General features: G+C 40.1%; 21 protein-coding genes and 1 tRNA gene. 19 read left to right on the top strand and 3 right to left on the bottom strand.

Annotation, left to right across the window (positions count from 1 at the left end; translation table 11 throughout):
• Window positions 1–5: 5 nt before the first annotated feature.
• The 3 genes from purR to pflA all read left to right on the top strand — a co-directional run bounded on the left by purR (window position 6) and on the right by pflA (window position 3084).
• On the top strand, window positions 6–830 hold the full coding sequence (gene purR, locus TZ96_RS02140; RefSeq protein WP_045762704.1) for a pur operon repressor: 825 nt from the start codon (window positions 6–8) through the stop codon (window positions 828–830).
• 72 nt (window positions 831–902) lie between these two features.
• Entirely contained in the window at window positions 903–2156 is a 1254-nt protein-coding gene (locus TZ96_RS02135) for a diaminopimelate decarboxylase (RefSeq protein ID WP_045762703.1), read from the top strand.
• Window positions 2157–2289: 133 nt separating this feature from the next.
• Window positions 2290–3084 (top strand): pyruvate formate-lyase-activating protein, encoded by a 795-nt coding sequence (pflA, locus tag TZ96_RS02130; RefSeq protein WP_001287990.1) that lies wholly within the window; start codon window positions 2290–2292, stop codon window positions 3082–3084.
• An 83-nt stretch (window positions 3085–3167) separates the two neighbouring features.
• On the opposite strand, the gene yidC is transcribed toward pflA, so the two are convergent.
• Together yidC and TZ96_RS02120 are read right to left on the bottom strand one after the other, a co-directional pair.
• Window positions 3168–4094 carry a membrane protein insertase YidC gene (gene yidC, locus TZ96_RS02125; RefSeq protein ID WP_045762702.1) on the bottom strand — a complete coding sequence of 309 codons (927 nt, stop codon included), beginning with the start codon at window positions 4092–4094 and terminating at the stop codon, window positions 3168–3170.
• 77 nt (window positions 4095–4171) lie between these two features.
• Window positions 4172–4450, bottom strand: a complete 279-nt coding sequence (locus TZ96_RS02120) for an acylphosphatase (protein WP_001174501.1) — start codon at window positions 4448–4450, stop codon at window positions 4172–4174.
• A gap of 33 nt (window positions 4451–4483) precedes the next feature.
• Between TZ96_RS02120 and TZ96_RS02115 the strand changes: the two genes are divergently transcribed.
• The 11 genes from TZ96_RS02115 (at window position 4484) to TZ96_RS02065 (ending at window position 13541) form a co-directional block, all read left to right on the top strand.
• The gene (locus tag TZ96_RS02115) at window positions 4484–5224 is read left to right on the top strand and encodes a TrmH family RNA methyltransferase (RefSeq protein ID WP_045762701.1); all 741 of its coding nucleotides are present in this window, start codon (window positions 4484–4486) and stop codon (window positions 5222–5224) included.
• 53 nt (window positions 5225–5277) lie between these two features.
• Window positions 5278–5961, top strand: a complete 684-nt coding sequence (locus tag TZ96_RS02110) for a Bax inhibitor-1/YccA family protein (protein WP_045762700.1) — start codon at window positions 5278–5280, stop codon at window positions 5959–5961.
• 96 nt (window positions 5962–6057) lie between these two features.
• A complete protein-coding gene (gene asnA, locus TZ96_RS02105; protein ID WP_045762699.1) occupies window positions 6058–7050 on the top strand; it encodes an aspartate--ammonia ligase in 993 nt (330 codons plus the stop codon).
• Between the two features lie 60 nt (window positions 7051–7110).
• Window positions 7111–7650: a 16S rRNA (guanine(966)-N(2))-methyltransferase RsmD gene (gene rsmD / locus TZ96_RS02100; protein ID WP_045762698.1), complete on the top strand. Its 540-nt coding sequence runs from the start codon at window positions 7111–7113 to the stop codon at window positions 7648–7650.
• Window positions 7640–8128: a pantetheine-phosphate adenylyltransferase gene (gene coaD, locus TZ96_RS02095; protein WP_045762697.1), complete on the top strand. Its 489-nt coding sequence runs from the start codon at window positions 7640–7642 to the stop codon at window positions 8126–8128. The genes rsmD and coaD overlap by 11 nt, the downstream gene beginning before the upstream one ends.
• Entirely contained in the window at window positions 8112–9149 is a 1038-nt protein-coding gene (locus TZ96_RS02090; protein WP_045762696.1) for a SepM family pheromone-processing serine protease, read from the top strand. Before coaD ends, TZ96_RS02090 begins: the two co-directional genes overlap by 17 nt.
• A 56-nt stretch (window positions 9150–9205) precedes the next feature.
• Window positions 9206–9436 carry a DUF1146 family protein gene (locus TZ96_RS02085; RefSeq protein WP_045762695.1) on the top strand — a complete coding sequence of 77 codons (231 nt, stop codon included), beginning with the start codon at window positions 9206–9208 and terminating at the stop codon, window positions 9434–9436.
• 25 nt (window positions 9437–9461) lie between these two features.
• Window positions 9462–10748 carry a UDP-N-acetylglucosamine 1-carboxyvinyltransferase gene (murA, locus tag TZ96_RS02080; RefSeq protein ID WP_045762694.1) on the top strand — a complete coding sequence of 429 codons (1287 nt, stop codon included), beginning with the start codon at window positions 9462–9464 and terminating at the stop codon, window positions 10746–10748.
• Window positions 10735–10929 (top strand): DNA-directed RNA polymerase subunit beta, encoded by a 195-nt coding sequence (locus TZ96_RS02075; protein ID WP_075230447.1) that lies wholly within the window; start codon window positions 10735–10737, stop codon window positions 10927–10929. Before murA ends, TZ96_RS02075 begins: the two co-directional genes overlap by 14 nt.
• A gap of 197 nt (window positions 10930–11126) precedes the next feature.
• On the top strand, window positions 11127–11957 hold the full coding sequence (locus tag TZ96_RS02070) for a DNA/RNA non-specific endonuclease (RefSeq protein WP_045762693.1): 831 nt from the start codon (window positions 11127–11129) through the stop codon (window positions 11955–11957).
• Between the two features lie 252 nt (window positions 11958–12209).
• Window positions 12210–13541, top strand: coding sequence for a hemolysin family protein (locus tag TZ96_RS02065; protein ID WP_045762692.1), 1332 nt, complete (start codon window positions 12210–12212; stop codon window positions 13539–13541).
• 85 nt (window positions 13542–13626) lie between these two features.
• Here TZ96_RS02065 and TZ96_RS02060 read toward each other — a convergent pair.
• A tRNA-Cys gene (locus tag TZ96_RS02060) sits at window positions 13627–13697 on the bottom strand.
• Between the two features lie 182 nt (window positions 13698–13879).
• Between TZ96_RS02060 and TZ96_RS02055 the strand changes: the two genes are divergently transcribed.
• From TZ96_RS02055 to TZ96_RS02035, 5 genes are all read left to right on the top strand, one after another.
• Window positions 13880–15859 carry a peptide ABC transporter substrate-binding protein gene (locus TZ96_RS02055; protein ID WP_045762691.1) on the top strand — a complete coding sequence of 660 codons (1980 nt, stop codon included), beginning with the start codon at window positions 13880–13882 and terminating at the stop codon, window positions 15857–15859.
• A 64-nt stretch (window positions 15860–15923) separates the two neighbouring features.
• Window positions 15924–17420, top strand: coding sequence for an ABC transporter permease (locus tag TZ96_RS02050; RefSeq protein ID WP_000761009.1), 1497 nt, complete (start codon window positions 15924–15926; stop codon window positions 17418–17420).
• On the top strand, window positions 17420–18346 hold the full coding sequence (gene oppC / locus TZ96_RS02045) for an oligopeptide ABC transporter permease OppC (RefSeq protein ID WP_000104373.1): 927 nt from the start codon (window positions 17420–17422) through the stop codon (window positions 18344–18346). The genes TZ96_RS02050 and oppC overlap by 1 nt, the downstream gene beginning before the upstream one ends.
• 8 nt (window positions 18347–18354) lie before the next feature.
• Window positions 18355–19422 (top strand): ABC transporter ATP-binding protein, encoded by a 1068-nt coding sequence (locus TZ96_RS02040; protein ID WP_045762690.1) that lies wholly within the window; start codon window positions 18355–18357, stop codon window positions 19420–19422.
• Window positions 19423–19432: 10 nt separating this feature from the next.
• Entirely contained in the window at window positions 19433–20359 is a 927-nt protein-coding gene (locus TZ96_RS02035) for an ATP-binding cassette domain-containing protein (RefSeq protein ID WP_001291283.1), read from the top strand.
• Window positions 20360–20371: the final 12 nt, after the last annotated feature.

Here is a 20371-nt window from a genome sequence, read left to right as displayed (position 1 = left end):
ATATAATGAAATTAAGAAGAAGTGATCGGATGGTTGTCATTTCCAATTACTTGATTAACAATCCATACAAATTAACCAGTCTCAACACCTTTGCGGAAAAGTATGAATCTGCCAAATCGTCTATTTCTGAAGATATCGTCATCATTAAGCGTGCTTTCGAAGAAATTGAAATCGGTCATATTCAAACGGTGACAGGTGCTGGTGGTGGTGTTATTTTTACACCATCGATCTCTACCCTTGAGTCTAAAGCGATTATCGAAGAGCTTCGTGATAAACTTTCAGAGAGTGACCGTATTCTTCCAGGTGGCTACATTTATTTATCTGACCTATTGAGCACTCCAGCTATTTTGAAAAACATCGGTCGCATTATTGCCAAGAGCTTTATGGATCAGAAGATTGATGCCGTTATGACTGTTGCGACCAAAGGGGTTCCGCTCGCAAATGCAGTGGCAAATGTCCTCAACGTACCATTTGTCATTGTCCGTCGCGACTTGAAAATCACTGAAGGTTCAACTGTTAGTGTCAACTATGTTTCAGGTTCTAGTGACCGTATCGAAAAGATGTTCCTTTCAAAACGTAGCCTTAAAGCAGGAAGTCGTGTCTTGATCGTTGATGACTTCTTGAAGGGTGGAGGAACCATTAACGGGATGATTAGCCTCTTGTCTGAGTTTGATTCAGAGTTGGCTGGTGTAGCTGTCTTTGCTGATAATGCACAGGAAGACCGTGAACAACAGTTCGACTACAAGTCACTCTTGAGAGTCACAAATATTGATGTGAAGAACCAACAAATTGCTGTTGAAGTTGGAAATATCTTCGATACAGAAAAATAAGAATTGACTTGAAATACAAAGGTTGGAACTTTCGTCCCAGCCTTTCTTTGATAATGAATATGAAGGAGTCCTATGAAAACACCATTTATTAAACGTGATGCCTTAGAAAAGATTGTTGAGGAGTTTCCAACCCCATTCCATCTTTACGATGAAAAAGGGATTCGTGAGAAAGCACGCGCAGTAAACAAGGCCTTTTCTTGGAATAAGGGCTTTAAAGAATACTTCGCAGTTAAAGCAACCCCAACTCCAGCTATCTTGAAGATTTTGCAAGAAGAAGGATGTGGAGTGGATTGTTCTAGTTATGTCGAACTCTTAATGAGTCACAAGCTTGGGTTTACAGGGGCGGATATGATGTTTTCATCTAATAACACCCCAGATAGAGAGTATGCTTATGCGCGAGAATTGGGGGCGACGATTAATTTAGATGCCTTTGAAGATATCGAGCATTTGGAACGTGCAGCAGGCATCCCAGAAATCATCTCTTGCCGTTACAATCCTGGTGGCGTATTTGAACTGGGTACGGACATTATGGATAATCCTGGTGAAGCTAAGTTCGGGATGACTAAGGAACAGCTTTTTGAAGCCTTTGCCATCTTGAAAGAAAAGGGAGCTAAAACCTTTGGGATTCATTCCTTCCTAGCGTCAAATACAGTGACCCATCTCTACTATCCAGAATTAGCACGTCAGCTTTTTGAATTGGCAGTAGAAATCAAGGAAAAGTTAGGTATTTCACTGGATTTTATCAATCTTTCAGGTGGTATCGGGGTTAACTATCGCCCAGATCAAGAGCCTAATGATATCGCTTTGATTGGTGAGGGAGTTCGTCAGGTTTATGAAGAAGTCCTCACACCAGCAGGACTTGGTCAGGTTAAGATCTTTACAGAACTAGGGCGCTTTATGTTGGCACCTCATGGAATTTTAGTCACAAAAGTAACTCATAAAAAGAAAACCTACCGTACCTATCTAGGAGTAGATGCCTCAGCTGTCAACCTGATGAGACCAGCTATGTATGGTGCCTATCACCACATCACCAATATGATGCATCCTGATGGTCAGACTGAAGTGGTTGATGTTGTTGGCTCTCTTTGTGAAAACAACGACAAGTTTGCAGTTAATCGTGAACTACCTCAAACAGAAATTGATGATTTGTTAGTCATTCATGATACAGGTGCGCATGGCTTCTCTATGGGTTACCAGTACAATGCCAAGCTTCGTTCGGCAGAAATTCTATATACAGAGGATGGTGGAGCACGCTTGATCCGCCGAGCAGAGCGACCAGAGGACTATTTTGCGACTCTCTATGGCTTTGATTTTGATAAGGATTAATAAATATTTTGAAAATCATGAAAGTTGAAAGTGAAAAACAGATTGTTTTCTAAAAAATAGGCAAAATCTGTGGTTTTTCTTTTCAGTCATGGTATAATAAAGACTATAAAACGTTTTCAAGGAAGGTAACGATATGTCTGAGGAAATAATTGACTATGGACAAGTGACAGGAATGGTGCATTCGACAGAGAGTTTTGGGGCGGTAGATGGCCCTGGGATTCGTTTTATTGTCTTTTTGCAAGGCTGTCAGATGCGTTGCCAATACTGCCATAACCCTGATACTTGGGCTATGGAAACCAATAAATCTCGTGTACGAACAGTAGATGATGTTCTAGAAGAAGCGCTTCGTTATCGTGGTTTCTGGGGAGACAAGGGAGGTATCACAGTCAGCGGAGGAGAAGCCCTCTTGCAGATTGATTTCTTGATTGCCCTTTTCACCAAGGCAAAAGAAAAGGGTATCCACTGTACCTTGGATACTTGTGCCCTTCCATTCCGTAACAAACCACGCTATCTAGAAAAGTTCAACAAGTTAATGGCCGTGACAGACTTGGTTCTCCTTGATATCAAGGAAATCAACGAAGCACAACACAAGATTGTAACCAGTCAAACCAATAAAAACATTCTGGCTTGTGCCCAGTACTTGTCAGAAATCGGTAAACCTGTTTGGATTCGTCACGTTCTTGTACCTGGATTGACAGACCGCGATGAAGATTTGATTGAACTTGGTAAGTTTGTAAAAACTCTCAAAAATGTTGATAAGTTTGAAATCTTGCCTTATCACACTATGGGTGAGTTCAAATGGCGTGAGCTTGGGATTCCATATTCCCTTGAAGGAGTTAAACCTCCAACAGCAGATCGCGTCAAGAATGCTAAGGAATTGATGGATACAGAAAGCTATCAAGATTACATGAAACGTGTACATGGATAAAATGAAAGAAGAGGTCGAGATTTTTTCTCGGCCTCTTTTTGACTATAGAAAAGGCTCAGCATTTAAGCTAAGCCTTTTATTTTTTATCTAGAATGTTGTTTTCCAGCATTGCGTTTTTTGTTTTTCTTCTTGTTAGAAGTTGTGATAGCTGTTGCTGGTTCAGGGGTTACATCTTTACGAGTACTTGAAGTTTTACTTGCTTTTGGTGGGTTCTTAGCAAATTCTTCACGTACTTTTTTACGAAGTTTTGGACGAACGATGTAGTTGATGATAAATTGTTGAAGAATCATCATGAAACCACCGACAACCCAGTAAAGTGTAACGCTGGCTGGTGAGAAGACAGAGAACACGACAATCATGAGAGGGCTCATATAGAGCATCTTCTTGATTTGTTCTCTTTGAGTTTCATCCTCAACTCCATGTAAAGAAAGGAGTGATTGAAGATAGTAAAGGATACCAGCAAAGGCAACCAAAATCATACTAGGTGAGCCTAGAGGAATTCCTAGGTAGCTTGCTTGGGCAACTCCTTCAGTATGTTGGGCAGCAAAGTAGATAGCAGAGAAGAAAGGCATTTGAATGAGGATAGGGAAACATCCCACGCCGCCAAACATGCTGATGCCGTGCTCTTTTTGAGCAGCAAAGAGAGCTTGTTGAGCTTCTAATTTTTCTTCTTGTGTCGTTGCTTCTTTCAGGCGAGTCTGATGTGGTTCAAGGACGTGCTTGAGAGCATTCATCTTCTCAGAGTGAAGGGTCGCCTTCCATGATTGGTAGATACCAAGTGGGAGGATAATCAAGCGAACGATAATGGTTACGATGATGATCCCAACACCGAAACCGAGACCTTGATCATTAGCGAAGTATTTGATAGCTTCTCCCATTGGAGCACCCAAGAAATCCCAAACGGGACCAGTTGGGAGTCCTGTTGATTTATCAACCTGGACACAACCTGTCAAGACTAATAGCATAGCCACTCCCATGACTGAGAGAGCGATTCGTTTAATTGATTTCACTGTTTTTATTCCTTCTTTAAAAATTATACCTTTCTATTCTACTGTTTTTTTGGAAAATATACAATAGTTCTAGAGACCTAATTTGCGACTTTGAAGTCTGAATAAGATGGAAAGTTACTCAATTGAACATCAAGATAGGTTACTTTAGAGAATGGGGTAGGGCCTTTTCGAATCTCTTGGATAAACTTGGCCATGATGGCTGAAGATTCTGCTTGAGCAAGAATTTCAACGGTTCCGTCATCGTTATTCCAGACACGACCCGTAATGCCACCTAGTTCTAGAGCTAGGGTATAGACACCCCAGCGAAAGCCCACTCCTTGGACGCGACCTTGGGCGATCATTTTAACCTTTTGCATACCAAACCTCCTTGATTGTGTTATAATATTTCTATGACTATTATAACCTCTAAAGCCAATTCTGTGGTAAAAAATGCCAAGAAATTACATCAAAAAAAATATCGGAAAACCTCTTATCTGATTGAGGGATGGCATCTGTTTGAAGAAGCTATTCAAGCAGGTGCAAAGATTGAGAAAATTTTTGCTCTCGCAGAGTATGGTGAAAAATTAGTAGACTATCCTCAGACTGTCCTTGTGACAGAAGAAATCTTGCTCGATTTAGCAGATTCTCAAACTCCTCAGGGTATTGTTGCCATTGTTCAAAAGGAGGATGAGCAGTTACCAGATTTGAGCCAAGGAAAGTATCTCTTTTTAGAAGATGTGCAGGATCCTGGAAATGTTGGGACCATGATTCGGACGGCAGATGCAGCAGGTTTTTCTGGAGTCATCGTTTCCAGCAAGTCAGCAGATATCTATAGCCTCAAAACGCTTCGCTCCATGCAAGGCAGTCATTTCCATTTGCCGATTTATCGTATGTCTGTCGAAGGGTTTGTGGAACAAGCTAAAAAGAGCGGTTTACCAATTCTGGCAACCACCTTATCACAAAACTCTAAAGATTATCGTGAATTGGCTCGGTTAGAAGATTTTGCCTTAGTCATGGGAAATGAGGGTCAAGGCATTAGTCCATTCATGACAGACCAGGCAGACCAATTGGTCCACATCAGCATGAAAGGGCAGGCAGAAAGCCTCAATGTCGCCATTGCTGCAGGTATACTCATGTTTTATTTGAGTTAAATGATTTAATTTTTGTTATAATCAGTAAAAAGATTTCATAAGGAGAAAAAGATATGAATCAAACAATTATTCAAGAACGTTCAGGTTTGAATCAATTTTATGCAAAAGTTTATGCTTTTGTAGGGATTGGGATCGCCTTATCTGCACTTGTTTCAGCCTTAATGCTAACAACCTTCCAAGACCTTCTTGTTCAGTTGATGTTTAACGCCCGCATATGGTTAATCGTAACAGGAGTAGTTGAAGTTGCTCTTGTAATTGCAGCAAGTAATATGGCTTATAAAAATAGCCCAGCAGCTCTTCCGATGTTTCTCATCTATTCAGTAGTGAACGGTTTTTCACTGAGTTTCATCGTATCACTCTATCTACCAGGAACGGTTCTAACGGCTTTCATTTCTAGCGCTGCCCTTTTCTTTGTCATGGCAATTGTCGGAGTTGTGATTAAAAAGGACTTGAGTGGTATCGGGCGTGCTTTGATTGCAGCCCTGATAGGTCTCATTTTAGCTATGATTGTCAATGTATTTTTAAACAGTGGCCTCTTCGACTACATTATCAGTATTGTCATGGTTCTTGTTTTTGCAGGTTTGATTGCTTGGGATAACCAAAAGATTCGCTATGTTTATGAAGAATCAAATGGTCAAGTCGCTACAGGTTGGGCAATTTCATTGGCGCTTAGCCTCTACCTCGACTTTATTAACCTCTTCCTCAGCTTCTTGCGTATCTTTGGAAGTGACGATTAATACTTTTAGAGCTCAAATGAGCTCTTTTTTTAATTTTTACTTTTATTTTTACTGGCAAAAGGGTATAATCATTTTATTATTCAAAAGGAGAGATGTATGAAGAAAAGTTTTATCCATCAACAGGAAGAAATTTCCTTTGTAAAAAATACTTTTACCCAGTATTTGAAAGATAAATTAGAAGTTGTGGAAGTGCAGGGGCCAATCTTGAGTAAGGTTGGGGACGGGATGCAGGACAACCTTTCAGGGATTGAACATCCAGTTTCTGTTAAGGTTTTGCAAATCCCAGATGAAACCTATGAAGTGGTGCATTCCCTTGCTAAGTGGAAACGCCATACCTTAGCACGTTTTGGTTTTGGTGAAGGAGAAGGTCTCTTTGTTCACATGAAGGCTCTTCGTCCAGACGAAGATTCACTAGATGCGACTCACTCAGTCTATGTAGACCAGTGGGACTGGGAAAAAGTTATTCCAAACGGACAGCGCAATCTTGCCTATCTTAAAGAAACGGTGGAAAAGATTTATAAGGCTATTCGTTTGACAGAGTTAGCAGTAGAAGCTCGCTACGATATTGAGTCAATCTTGCCTAAGCAAATTACCTTTATCCATACAGAAGAGTTGGTAGAACGCTACCCAGACTTGACACCTAAAGAACGTGAAAATGCTATCTGTAAGGAGTTCGGCGCTGTCTTCCTAATTGGTATCGGTGGAGAATTGTCAGATGGAAAACCTCATGACGGCCGTGCGCCAGACTATGATGACTGGACAACTGAGTCTGAAAATGGCTATCATGGCTTGAATGGAGACATCCTTGTTTGGAATGATAATTTGGGTGCAGCCTTTGAATTGTCTTCAATGGGCATTCGTGTCGATGAAGATACTCTTCGTCGCCAAGTAGCTATCACAGGAGACGAAGACCGCCTTTCTTTGGAGTGGCACAAAGCTCTCTTAAACGGCCTCTTCCCATTGACAATTGGTGGAGGAATTGGCCAATCTCGTATGGCTATGTTCCTGCTTCGTAAGAAGCATATCGGTGAAGTCCAAACCAGTGTTTGGCCACAAGAAGTGAGAGACACCTACGAAAATATTCTTTAATCAATCGAGCCGTAAGGTTCGATTTTCTTTTTTTGATAAGAATTTGGTATAATATACGGTATGAAAATCGTATCAGGAATCTACGGTGGACGTCCTTTAAAGACGCTGGACGGTAAAACAACTCGACCAACTTCAGATAAGGTAAGAGGAGCTATTTTTAATATGATTGGTCCCTACTTTGAAGGTGGGCGAGTGCTAGATCTTTATGCTGGCAGTGGTGGTCTATCCATCGAAGCAGTCTCAAGAGGGATGTCCAGTGCCGTTCTGGTTGAGAAGGATCGCCGAGCCCAGAATATAGTCGCAGAAAATATCCGAATGACTAAGGAAACCTCTAAGTTTCAATTGTTGAAAATGGAATCCAGTCGTGCATTAGAACAGGTTGATGGTGTCTTTGATCTTATTTTTTTAGATCCTCCCTATGCAAAAGAACAAATCGTGTCAGATATTGAAAAAATGGCAGAGAGAAATCTTTTTTCAGAGGATGTCATGGTGGTATGTGAGACCGATAAATCAGTAGAACTTCCAGAAGAAATCGCTTGTTTGGGCATCTGGAAGGAAAAAATATATGGGATTAGTAAGGTGACGGTTTATGTCAGATAAGATTGGGCTATTTACAGGTTCTTTTGATCCGATGACCAATGGACATTTGGATCTCATTGAGCGTGCAAGTAAGCTCTTTGATCAATTGTATGTGGGAATTTTTTATAATCCTCATAAAACAGGATTTTTGACGATAGAGAGCCGAAAGCAAACTGTTGAAAAAGCACTAGCACATCTCAAAAATGTCCAAGTCATAGCTTCTCACGATGAATTAGTCGTTGATGTTGCTAGAAGATTAGGTGCAGAGGTCTTGGTGCGTGGCTTGCGTAATGCAACAGATCTTCAGTATGAAGCTAGTTTTGATTTTTACAACCATCAACTAGCGGGAGAAATGGAGACAATCTATCTCCACAGTCGCCCAGAGCATGTATACATCAGCTCTTCGGCTGTGAGAGAACTATTAAAATTTGGTCAAGATATCAGTGCATATGTACCAAATGCTGTCCTAGAGGAGTTAAACAATGAAGAAAAAAACTAGATGGCCCTTATATCTCATTATTGGGCTCATTACCACTTTTATCGCTTTTACAGTGTCCCTGCCTTATTATATCGAGGTGCCAGGAACTTCTGAAGATATTCGAAAGGTTTTACAAGTTAATAACCAACCTGACCAAGAGGAAGGTTCCTACCAATTTGTGACGGTTGGAGTTAAGCACGCTAGACTGGTTGACTTAGTCTATGCCTGGCTAACACCTTTTACGGACATACATAGCGCCAAAGAAATGACTGGTGGTTCGTCAGATGCGGAATTTATGCGAATCAACCAGTTTTACATGGAAACTTCACAAAACATGGCCAAATATCAAGGCTTGAAAACGGCCGGTAAGGAAATTGAGCTTAAATACTTAGGTGTCTATGTTTTGACTGTAACAGATAACTCGACTTTCAAGGGAATTCTTAATATTGCTGACACCGTAACAGCTGTGAATGATAAAACTTTTGAGAGTTCAAAAGAGATGGTGGACTACGTTAATTCTCAAACTCTAGGTGATCAGGTTAAGGTTACTTATGAGGAGGATGGAAAAGTTAAGACTGCCGAAGGAAAGATCATTACTCTAGAAAATGGGAAGAATGGTATCGGAATCGGTTTGATTGACCGCACAGAAGTATCTAGTGATGTGCCAATCAAGTTTTCAACTGCAGGCATTGGTGGTCCTAGTGCTGGGATGATGTTTAGTTTATCCATCTACACGCAAATTGCAGATCCTACTCTTCGAAATGGACGGATTATTGCCGGTACAGGAAGTATCGATAGAGATGGTAACGTAGGTGACATTGGTGGAATTGATAAAAAGGTTGTGGCCGCAGCTAAGAAAGGAGCTACTGTATTCTTTGCTCCTAACAATCCAGTAACTGAAGAAGCTAAAAAGGCAAATCCAAATGCCAAGAGTAATTATGACACAGCTCTAGAAGCGGCTCAAATGATTAAAACAGACATGAAAATCGTTCCAGTCAAAACGCTTCAAGATGCGATTGACTATTTAAAAAACAATCCCTAAACAGTAGGCGAATCCCTAAACTAGCGTAGAAAAAAAGAAGATGGTATAATAGGCAAATGATTCAATTGTTTTTTACCCTTAGTAGTCATATGTTTTTTGTCTACCTAGTCTTTCAGCTCTTGAAAGATTTGGTTAGATGGGATCAAATTTTGAAGGTGACTAGGGATAATGCGAAGAAGGTTCGACTCTTGGTAGTATTGTGTAGTATCGGTTTAGGATATCTGATTAGTTCCTTTTTTCTGAACCTCTACCAACTTTGGCAAGAAGCAGTTAGAACGTTATTCTAAAATTGTAAGTGAAGGAAAATACTCTATGGAAAAAATTGTAGTTCAAGGTGGCGATAATCGTTTGGTTGGAAGTGTTACCATCGAGGGCGCAAAAAATGCAGTTTTGCCACTGCTTGCAGCAACTATTTTAGCAAGTGAAGGAAAAACAGTCTTAAAAAATGTTCCTATTTTATCGGATGTTTTTACCATGAATCAGGTGGTTCGTGGATTAAATGCGAAAGTAGACTTTGATCAAGAAGCACATATTGTTGAAGTTGATGCAACCGGTGACATCACCGAAGAAGCTCCCTATAAGTATGTCAGCAAGATGCGTGCTTCAATTGTAGTATTGGGGCCAATCTTGGCTCGTGTAGGACATGCTAAAGTTTCGATGCCAGGTGGTTGTACTATCGGTAGTCGCCCTATCGACCTTCACCTAAAGGGACTCGAAGCGATGGGTGCTCAAATTACTCAAACAGCAGGATATATCGAAGCTAAGGCAGAACGCTTGCACGGAGCTCACATTTACATGGACTTCCCAAGTGTAGGTGCTACTCAAAACTTGATGATGGCGGCAACTCTTGCTAACGGTGTGACAGTCATTGAAAATGCTGCGCGTGAACCTGAGATTGTCGACTTAGCTGTTCTCCTAAATAAAATGGGTGCCAAAGTCAAGGGGGCAGGAACTGAAACTGTGACCATTACTGGTGTTGAGCAACTACATGGTGCGACCCACAATGTTGTGCAAGACCGTATCGAAGCAGGGACCTTCATGGTAGCAGCTGCTATGACAGGTGGAGATGTCTTGATTCAAGATGCCATCTGGGAACACAATCGCCCCTTGATTGCTAAATTATTGGAGATGGGTGTTGAAGTCATTGATGAGGACGAAGGGATTCGTGTACGTTCTCAGAGGGATAAGCTAAAGGCAGTTCACGTTAAGACACTTCCACATCCAGGATTTCCGACAGATATGCAAGCGCAGTTCACTGCTTTAATGACCGTTGCTCAAGGTGAGTCAACTATGGTAGAGACTGTATTTGAGAATCGTTTCCAACATTTAGAAGAGATGCGTCGTATGGGCTTGCACTCTGAAATTATCCGTGATACAGCCCGTATCGTCGGAGGACAGCCTCTCCAAGGGGCAGAAGTTCTATCAACCGACTTACGTGCCAGTGCAGCCTTGATTTTGACAGGCTTGGTAGCTGAAGGCGAAACAGTTGTAGGAAAGCTTGTCCATTTAGATAGAGGTTACTACCGTTTTCATGAAAAATTAGCCCAGTTAGGAGCTAAGATTGAACGGGTAAGTGTGGAAGCTGATGAAGATGAATAAACAATCCAAAAATGTCTTACGTCGCTTTATCCTAGTAATTGTAGTATTACTACTAGGATTCTTAGCTCTTGCTATTGGTTTGATGATTGGCTATGGTATTCTAGGAAAAGGTCAAGATCCTTGGGCTATTTTAGCACCAGCAAAATGGCAAGAACTCATCGCAAAATTTACAGGAAAATAGGCTGGGAGACCAGCCTTTTTCTAGGAAGTGAATGTAATACTCAATGAAAATCAAAGAGCAAACTTGGAAGCTAGCCGCAGGTTGCTCAAAACACAGTTTTGAGGTTGTGGATAGAACTGACGAAGTCAGTAACACATATACGGCAAGGTGAAGCTGACGTGGTTTGAAGAGATTTTCGAAGAGTACAAGGAGAAAATATGAATAAAAAAACAAGACAGGCCCTAATTGGCCTCTTGCTCTTTTTGCTCTTGTCAGCAGGAAGCTACTATATTAAACAAATGCAGTCTTCCGATACTGCACCACAAACACAAGTAAAACAAAAATCACAGTCGTCTGATACTCCAAGTCAAGAACTGGCTGAAAGTGTCTTGACCGATTCAGTTAAAAAACAAATTAAGGGTACTCTAGAGTGGAATGGCGCAGGAGCCTTTATCGTCAATAACAATAAAACCAATCTGGATGCTAAGGTTTCAAGCAAACCCTATGCGGATAACAAGACAAAAACGGTAGGAGGAGAGACAGTTCCCACAGTAGCGAATGCAATCATGTCAAAAGCAACAAGACAGTACAAGGACCGTGAAGAAACTGGCAATGGTTCAACATCTTGGACGCCTGCGGGTTGGCATCAGGTTAAGAACCTAAAAGGAAGTTATAATCACGCAGTTGATAGAGGACACTTGTTAGGCTATGCCTTGATAGGTGGCTTAGATGGCTTTGATGCTTCTACCAGCAATCCTAAAAATATTGCCGTACAGACAGCTTGGGCCAACCAAGCGCGTGCAGAAGACTCCACAGGACAAAACTACTATGAAAGTCTGGTTCGAAAAGCCCTAGATCAAAACAAACGAGTTCGTTACCGCGTAACATTACTCTATGCTACTGAGCAAGATTTGGTACCGTCAGCTTCTCAGATTGAAGCTAAGTCCTCTGATGGAGAATTGGAGTTTAATGTCGTGATTCCAAATGTCCAAAAGGGAATTCAGTTAGATTACCGAACAGGTGAGGTCACAGTCACAAAAAATAACTAATTGATCAAGAGGTTGAGGGAAAATCCCAACCTCGTTTTTTATTAGTCATGAATTGTAGACACGATTGGTTGTTTTTTGCTCTTCTGATTTTAAAGAGCTTTTTTGAAAATTCACAAGGCTGGAACTAAAGCATCAAGACTAGGGGTTCAGCTCTTTGTTCCACGCCCCTTTATCATAGAAATTGAAAATTAATGTGTAGAAATTGGAAAATATGGTATAATAGTTTCAATTATACTTTTTAGGAGAAGGAAAATGGAAGACCCGAGCAGTCAGGATTTGTTACTGCAATTTGTTTTATTAGTTGTTTTGACCTTTTTAAATGCCTTTTTCTCTGCAACAGAAATGGCCATGGTTTCACTTAGTCGTTCACGTGTTGAGCAAAAAGCTGAGGAGGGGGATAAACGCTATATCCGTTTACTAAAGGTACTTGAAAACCCGAATCACTTTTTATCAACCATTCAAGTTGGTATCACCTTAATCACGATCTTGTCAGGGGCTAAACTAGCAGATTCACTAGGTGAATTAATCGCCTCTTGGATGGGAAATAGCGAGACTGCCTATGCGGTAGCTAGCTTCTTATCATTAGCTTTCTTGACCTATATTTCTATTGTTTTTGGCGAACTTTATCCTAAGCGAATTGCTCTAAATCTTAAGGATGCCTTGGCTATCAGAACAGTACCGTTTATTATTGCTCTGGGTAAGGTTGTGAGTCCCTTCGTTTGGATGCTCTCAGCATCAACTAATCTCTTGAGTCAATTGACACCGATGACATTTGACGATGCAGATGAAAAAATGACTCGTGATGAGATTGAGTACATGTTGTCTAAGAGTGAAGAAACCTTGGATGCTGATGAAATTGAAATGTTACAAGGGATTTTCTCGCTAGACGAGCTCATGGCACGTGAAGTCATGGTTCCTCGAACGGATGCCTTCATGGTTGATATTCAAGATGATACTCAAACCATTATCGAAAGCATCTTAAAACAAAACTTTTCTCGTATTCCTGTCTATGATGATGACAAGGATAACGTGATTGGTTTGATTCATACCAAGAATCTGCTAAAAGCAGGGTTTACCGATGGTTTTGACAATATCGTATTGAGAAAGATTTTGCAGGAACCGCTCTTTGTACCTGAAACTATTTTTGTGGATGATTTATTAAAAGAGTTGAGAAATTCACAAAGACAGATGGCTATTCTTCTCGATGAATATGGGGGAATGGCTGGTCTAGTTACGCTAGAGGATCTCCTTGAGGAGATTGTCGGTGAGATTGATGATGAAACTGACCGAGCTGAAGTCTATGTTCATACAATTGGCGAAGATACCTATATCGTCCAAGGGACAATGAATTTAAATGACTTTAATGACTACTTTGATGTTGAACTTGAAAGTGATGATGTAGATACGATCGCTGGTTACTATTTGACTGGCGTGGGAACTATTCCAACATCAGAAAAACTTAGCTATGAGTTAGAAAGTAGCAATAAGCATATCACTCTAACCAATGATAAGGTCAAAAATGGACGTGTAACCAAGCTTAAGGTTCAAATCCAAGAACTCGAATCAGAAGAAGAAACAGAATAAAACAAAAGCTTTATCAGAGCAGAACTGATAAAGCTTTTTAGTAGTTAAAAAGAAAAGACTCCTATAGGAGCCTTTGATAATATAGAGGCGGTAGACGGATTTGAACCGACGATCAAGCTTTTGCAGAGCCGTGCCTTACCACTTGGCTATACCGCCTTAACTTTTATTATTATACCTTTTAAATTAAATCTCGTCAATAGTTTCTTTTCTGAAAATGTAAGTTTTCCTGCTTATCAGATGGTATGCGACAAAATATTCTGAAAATTCGTTTACTTTTGAAAGGGAGTGTGGTATAATTAACAGTATCTCATTAATTTTAATAGAGGAGTTAACTAAACATGAAAAAAAGTCGGATTTTTGCGGTAGCAGGGGTTGCCCTACTTGCAACAGGCGTTCTCGCAGCTTGTGGTTCTTCAAAATCATCAAATGCTGAAGCACCAAAAGCATATGGTTATGTATACACTGCTGACCCAGAAACATTGGATTACCTTATCTCTGGGAAACAAAGTACAAAAGTTGCCACTTCAAACGGTATCGATGGACTCTTTACGAATGATAAGTATGGTAACCTTACTCCTGCAGTCGCTGAAGATTGGTCAGTATCTCAAGATGGTTTGACATACACGTATAAAATTCGTAAAGGTGTAAAATGGTTCACATCTGATGGTGAAGAATATGCAGAAGTAACTGCAAATGACTTTGTTACAGGTTTGAAACACGCAGCCGACAATAAATCAGCCGCTCTTTACCTAGCACAAAATTCTGTTAAAGGATTGGCTGACTACTTGTCAGGAAACAACACAGACTTCTCTGCCGTAGGTGTTAAAGCAGTCGATGATTACACTCTTCAATATACATTGAACCAACCAGAACCATACTGGAACTCTAAACTGTCTTACGGAATTTTCTGGCCTTTGAACGCAGAGTTTGAAAAATCAAAAGGTAAAGACTTTGGTAAGGCGACAGATCCAACATCGTTGCTTTACAATGGTCCTTTCTTGCTTAAAGGATTGACAGCTAAGTCTTCTATCGAGTTTGCGAAGAATGAACAGTATTGGGATAAAGACAATGTTCACATCGATACTGTAACGCTTGCTTATTATGATGGTTCGGATCAAGAATCAATCGAGCGTAACTTTACAAGTGGTGCATACAGCTATGCCCGTCTCTACCCTACTAGCTCAAACTATTCTAAAGTAGCAGAAACATATAAAGATAATATCTACTATACTCCACAAGGAGCCGGTATTGCTGGTTTGGGTGTCAATATTGACCGTCAAAGCTATAAGTATACTTCAAAAACAACTGACGAAGAAAAAACTTCTACTAAGAAAGCCCTTCTTAATAAAGATTTCCGTCAAGCTTTGAACTTTGCATTTGATCGCACTTCATATTCGGCTCAGATTAATGGTAAAGATGGAGCAGCACTTGCTGTTCGTAACCTTTTTGTAAAACCAGACTTCGTTTCTGCAGGTGAAAAAACATTTGGCGACTTAGTTACTGAGAAGGTCGTTTCTTATGGTGATGAATGGAAAGATGTAAACTTTGCAGATGCTCAAGATGGACTTTACAATGTAGATAAAGCGAAAGCAGAATTGGCTAAAGCTAAGAAGACATTGGAAGCAGACGGCGTGAAATTCCCAATTCATTTGGACATTCCGGTTGACCAAGCATCTAAAAACTATATTGCTCGTATCCAATCATTTAAACAATCTGTTGAGACTGCTTTGGGTACAGATAATGTAGTCATCGATATCCAACAAATCACTACAGATGAATTACAAAACGTCACATATTATGCAGCTAGTGCAGCAGCAGAAGATTGGGATCTTTCAGGTGCCGTTGGATGGAACCCAGACTATGAAGATCCGTCAACTTACCTTGATATCCTAAAATCTACTAACAGTGAAACAACTAAGACTTACATGGGCTATGATAATCCATCAAACCCAGCGGTCGCTCAAGTTGGCTTGAAAGACTATGACAAATTAGTTGATGATGCAGCTAGTGAAACAAGCGATCTTAACAAACGTTATGAGAAATATGCAGCAGCTCAAGCTTGGTTGACAGATAGCTCACTCTTCCTTCCAGCTATGTCTTCTACAGGAGCAGCACCAGTTATTTCTCGTGTAGTGCCATTCTCAGCATCTTACACTCAATCTGGTGATAAAGGCTCAGATATTTACTTCAAATATCTTCAATTGCAAGCAAACACTGTAACAACCAAAGAGTACAAAGAAGCTCGTGAAAAATGGCTCAAAGAAAAAGCTGAATCAAACGAAAAAGCTCAAAAAGAGTTAGCGAGTCATGTGAAATAAATAATGCTCATCAGAACTTTCTCTCCTAAAGGAGAAGGTTCTTTTGGGATTTAAAGGAAATAATATGAAAAAATATGTTTTTATGCGTATCTTGCGGTCGTTGGTTTCTATTTTCTTAGTAACGACCTTGATTTACACAATCATCTATACGATGGTTCCACGGAAGTTGATCTTCAAACAAGACACTAACTACAATAAAATTGCAACCACGGCTGATAAACGTGATAACTATGAAAATACCGTCTTTGAGCGTATGGGTTATATCGAATATTACGATACGAAAGAGTTGCAGGAAAAAGCTAGTAGCATTGACTCTTCTGTTACAGTAGATGCAAATGATACAAATAAAGCAATCTATGAAAAATATATCCAACAACTAGGGAATGGTTGGACTCTAGGTGAGTTTACAGAGAGTGGACAATTCTACGCTACACGTGAAATTCCTATTTTTGAGCGTGTATTCAAATTCTATGCAAACTTGCTTGATATTGACCATACAAACAAGATCCAAGACCCTGAGAATCCTAACTTAGAGCGTTATTTGCGCTTTGAGAATGACCCTGCTATCGGTTGGTCTCTTGTGGGTTCAGGTACTAAACACAAATACCTCTTGTACTTCAATAGTCAGTTCCCATTTGTTCACCAAAACTTTGTCAACTTGAACCTAGGAGATTCTTATCCAACTTATGCAAATACTCCTGTTCTTCAAGTTATTACACAAGGACAAGGACAAACGAAGACTTCTGAAGTTCAATTCCCAACTGGTAAGAAAACATCATCAGTTAACATTTACTCAAGAACTTATAAATCTCCGAGTCAAGCTGATGCTCGTGAAGTAGCCAACTACGGTAAAGATGATCCATATACAGCTACTGAAAGCAACTATCAGTACCCATCTATGATTGCAAGTTCTGCTATCACTGGTTTGATTGGTCTTGCGATTTCATATGCGATTGCAGTTCCTCTTGGTTCAGCAATGGCTCGTTTCAAGAATACTTGGATTGACAGCCTCTCTACAGGTACTTTGACCTTCTTGATGGCCCTTCCGACGATTGCTCTAGTTTATATTATTCGTTTGATTGGTTCTTCTATCGGATTCCCAGACTCATTCCCAATCTTGGGTGCTGGCGATTGGCGTTCTTATGTCCTTCCATCAGTCATTCTTGGTTTACTTGGAGCACCTGGTCTAGCTATCTGGATTCGTCGTTACATGATTGACTTACAATCTCAAGACTTTGTCCGTTTTGCTCGAGCTAAAGGTCTTTCTGAAAAAGAAATTTCTAACAAACACATCTTTAAAAACGCTATGGTACCACTCGTTTCTGGTATCCCAGGCTCAATTATTGGTGTTATTGGTGGAGCAACTCTTACTGAAACAGTCTTTGCCTTCCCAGGTATGGGTAAAATGTTGATTGACTCTGTTAAAGCGTCAAACAACAACATGGTAGTTGGTCTAGTCTTCATCTTTACATGTGTTTCAATTTTCTCTTACTTAATTGGAGATATTTGGATGACTATTATTGACCCACGTATTAAATTGACAGAGAAAGGAGGCAAATAATGTCTACGATTAGTAATGATAAATTTCAATTTGTAAAACGAGATGATTTTGCCTCTGAAGCAATTGATGCTCCTGCCTACTCATATTGGGGTTCTGTCTTTAGACAGTTTTTGAAGAAAAAATCAACAATTATCATGCTTGGTATTTTGATCTCCATCGTATTGATGAGTTTCATCTATCCAATGTTTTCTGATTTTGACTTCAATGATGTAAGTAAGGTAAATGATTTTAGCGCTCGTTACATTAAGCCAAATGCTGAACATTGGTTTGGTACAGATAGTAATGGTAAATCTCTCTTTGACGGTGTTTGGTTTGGAGCACGTAACTCTATCTTGATTTCCGTAATTGCGACCTTTATCAACGTTGTTATTGGTGTTATTGTCGGCGGAATCTGGGGTATTTCAAAATCAGTTGACCGTATCATGATGGAAGTTTATAACGTTATCAATAACATCCCTTCACTTTTGATCGTTATTGTTTTGACTTACTCTATCGGTGCAGGTTTCTGGAACTTGATTTTTGCCATGAGTGTAACTACTTGGATTGGTATTGCTTATATGATTCGTATCCAAATCATGCGTTACCGTGATTTGGAGTACAACCTTGCTTCTCGTACACTGGGAACACCAACCCATAAGATTGTTATTAAAAATATCATGCCTCAATTGGTTTCTGTTATTGTTACAACTACATCACAAATGCTTCCTGCATTTATCTCATATGAAGCCTTCCTGTCATTCTTTGGACTCGGCTTGCCAATCACAGTACCAAGTTTGGGACGTTTGATTTCGGATTATTCTCAGAACGTAACAACCAATGCTTACCTCTTCTGGATTCCATTGACAACTTTGGTCTTGGTATCCTTGTCACTGTTCGTAGTTGGTCAGAACCTAGCGGATGCTAGTGATCCACGTACACATAGATAGGAGTAGACATGATAAAAGGAAAAAATGTAATTTTGACTGCTCAAGATATTGTCGTGGAATTTGATGTTCGTGACAAGATTTTGACAGCTATTCGAGGTGTCTCCATCGATCTGATCGAGGGAGAGGTTCTCGCTTTAGTTGGAGAGTCAGGTTCAGGTAAATCAGTTTTGACAAAAACATTCACAGGAATGTTGGAAGGAAATGGTCGTATTGCACGAGGTAGTATTAATTACCGTGGCCAAGAATTGACCAGCCTTACATCTAATAAAGATTGGGAAAGTATTCGTGGTGCCAAGATTGCAACTATCTTCCAAGATCCAATGACCAGTCTAGACCCAATCAAGACAATCGGAAGTCAAATCACAGAAGTTATTGTTAAACACCAAGGCAAGACTGCTCAAGAAGCTAAAGAGATGGCTATCGACTATATGAATAAAGTTGGTATTCCAGATTCTGAGAAACGTTTTGACGAGTATCCTTTCCAATATTCTGGGGGAATGCGTCAACGTATCGTTATCGCGATTGCTCTTGCCTGTCGCCCAGACATTCTTATCTGTGATGAGCCGACAACAGCTCTTGACGTGACCATTCAGGCACAGATTATTGATTTGTTGAAGTCACTTCAACACGAATACCACTTTACAACAATCTTTATCACCCACGACCTAGGTGTCGTAGCAAGTATCGCTGATAAAGTTGCAGTTATGTATGCTGGTGAAATCGTTGAGTATGGTACTGTTGAAGAAATCTTCTACGACCCACGTCATCCATATACATGGAGCCTCTTGTCAAGCTTGCCTCAACTTGCGGATGACAAAGGTGAATTGTACTCAATCCCTGGAACACCTCCATCGCTTTATACTGAATTGAAGGGAGATGCTTTTGCTCTTCGTTCAGATTATGCTATGAAGATTGACTTCGAGGAAAAAGCACCTCAGTTTGCAGTATCTGATACTCATTGGGCTAAGACATGGTTGCTTCATGAACAAGCTCCAAAAGTTGAAAAACCATCGGTGATTGCAGATTTACACGACAAGATTCGTGAAAAGATGGGCTTTACACATCTTGAGGACTAGGAGGAAGGAAATGTCTGAAAAATTAGTAGAAATTAAAGACTTAGAAATTTCCTTCGGTGAAGGAAGCAAAAAGTTTGTCGCTGTTAAAAATGCGAACTTCTTTATCAACAAAGGAGAAACTTTCTCACTTGTTGGAGAGTCTGGTAGTGGTAAGACAACAATTGGTCGTGCTATCATCGGTCTTAATGATACCAGCAAAGGTGATATCATCTTTGAAGGTCAAAAAATTAATGGTAAAAAATCACGTGAACAAGCTTCGGAATTAATCCGTCGTATCCAAATGATTTTCCAGGACCCTGCTGCAAGTTTGAATGAACGTGCAACGGTTGACTATATCATTTCTGAAGGTCTTTATAACCACCATTTATTTAAAGATGAAGAAGAAAGAAAAGAAAAAGTTCAAAATATCATTCGTGAAGTGGGACTTTTGGCTGAACACTTGACACGTTACCCACATGAGTTTTCAGGTGGACAACGTCAACGTATCGGGATTGCCCGTGCCTTGGTTATGCAACCTGACTTCGTTATTGCGGATGAGCCGATTTCAGCCTTGGACGTTTCTGTACGTGCCCAAGTTTTGAACTTGCTCAAGAAATTCCAAAAGGAATTAGGATTGACTTATCTTTTTATCGCCCACGATTTGTCAGTAGTTCGTTTCATCTCTGATCGTATCGCGGTAATTTATAAGGGTGTCATTGTTGAAGTGGCTGAGACTGAAGAATTGTTTAACAATCCAGTTCATCCATACACGCAAGCACTTCTATCAGCTGTTCCTATTCCAGACCCAATCTTGGAACGTAAAAAAGTTTTGAAAGTCTATGATCCAGATCAACATGACTATGAAACTGATAAACCTTCTATGGTAGAAATTCGTCCAGGTCACTATGTTTGGGCAAACCAAGCAGAGTTGGAACGCTATAAAAAAGATTTGAAATAAGAAAGAGTTTTG

The organism is Streptococcus infantis, assembly GCF_000963255.1.
Taxonomy (GTDB): domain Bacteria; phylum Bacillota; class Bacilli; order Lactobacillales; family Streptococcaceae; genus Streptococcus; species Streptococcus nidrosiense.
The sequence above is the reverse complement of the archived record's forward strand: the minus strand, read 5'-3'. Positions and strand labels throughout refer to the sequence as shown.

Coding starts and splice junctions, on each gene's coding strand:
- purR (WP_045762704.1), top strand. CDS start 6: ATGAAATTAAGAAGAAGTGATCGGATGGTTGTCATTTCCAATTACTTG.
- TZ96_RS02135 (WP_045762703.1), top strand. CDS start 903: ATGAAAACACCATTTATTAAACGTGATGCCTTAGAAAAGATTGTTGAG.
- pflA (WP_001287990.1), top strand. CDS start 2,290: ATGTCTGAGGAAATAATTGACTATGGACAAGTGACAGGAATGGTGCAT.
- TZ96_RS02120 (WP_001174501.1), bottom strand. CDS start 4,450: ATGCAAAAGGTTAAAATGATCGCCCAAGGTCGCGTCCAAGGAGTGGGC.
- TZ96_RS02115 (WP_045762701.1), top strand. CDS start 4,484: ATGACTATTATAACCTCTAAAGCCAATTCTGTGGTAAAAAATGCCAAG.
- TZ96_RS02110 (WP_045762700.1), top strand. CDS start 5,278: ATGAATCAAACAATTATTCAAGAACGTTCAGGTTTGAATCAATTTTAT.
- asnA (WP_045762699.1), top strand. CDS start 6,058: ATGAAGAAAAGTTTTATCCATCAACAGGAAGAAATTTCCTTTGTAAAA.
- rsmD (WP_045762698.1), top strand. CDS start 7,111: ATGAAAATCGTATCAGGAATCTACGGTGGACGTCCTTTAAAGACGCTG.
- coaD (WP_045762697.1), top strand. CDS start 7,640: ATGTCAGATAAGATTGGGCTATTTACAGGTTCTTTTGATCCGATGACC.
- TZ96_RS02090 (WP_045762696.1), top strand. CDS start 8,112: ATGAAGAAAAAAACTAGATGGCCCTTATATCTCATTATTGGGCTCATT.
- TZ96_RS02085 (WP_045762695.1), top strand. CDS start 9,206: ATGATTCAATTGTTTTTTACCCTTAGTAGTCATATGTTTTTTGTCTAC.
- murA (WP_045762694.1), top strand. CDS start 9,462: ATGGAAAAAATTGTAGTTCAAGGTGGCGATAATCGTTTGGTTGGAAGT.
- TZ96_RS02075 (WP_075230447.1), top strand. CDS start 10,735: ATGAAGATGAATAAACAATCCAAAAATGTCTTACGTCGCTTTATCCTA.
- TZ96_RS02070 (WP_045762693.1), top strand. CDS start 11,127: ATGAATAAAAAAACAAGACAGGCCCTAATTGGCCTCTTGCTCTTTTTG.
- TZ96_RS02065 (WP_045762692.1), top strand. CDS start 12,210: ATGGAAGACCCGAGCAGTCAGGATTTGTTACTGCAATTTGTTTTATTA.
- TZ96_RS02055 (WP_045762691.1), top strand. CDS start 13,880: ATGAAAAAAAGTCGGATTTTTGCGGTAGCAGGGGTTGCCCTACTTGCA.
- TZ96_RS02050 (WP_000761009.1), top strand. CDS start 15,924: ATGAAAAAATATGTTTTTATGCGTATCTTGCGGTCGTTGGTTTCTATT.
- oppC (WP_000104373.1), top strand. CDS start 17,420: ATGTCTACGATTAGTAATGATAAATTTCAATTTGTAAAACGAGATGAT.
- TZ96_RS02040 (WP_045762690.1), top strand. CDS start 18,355: ATGATAAAAGGAAAAAATGTAATTTTGACTGCTCAAGATATTGTCGTG.
- TZ96_RS02035 (WP_001291283.1), top strand. CDS start 19,433: ATGTCTGAAAAATTAGTAGAAATTAAAGACTTAGAAATTTCCTTCGGT.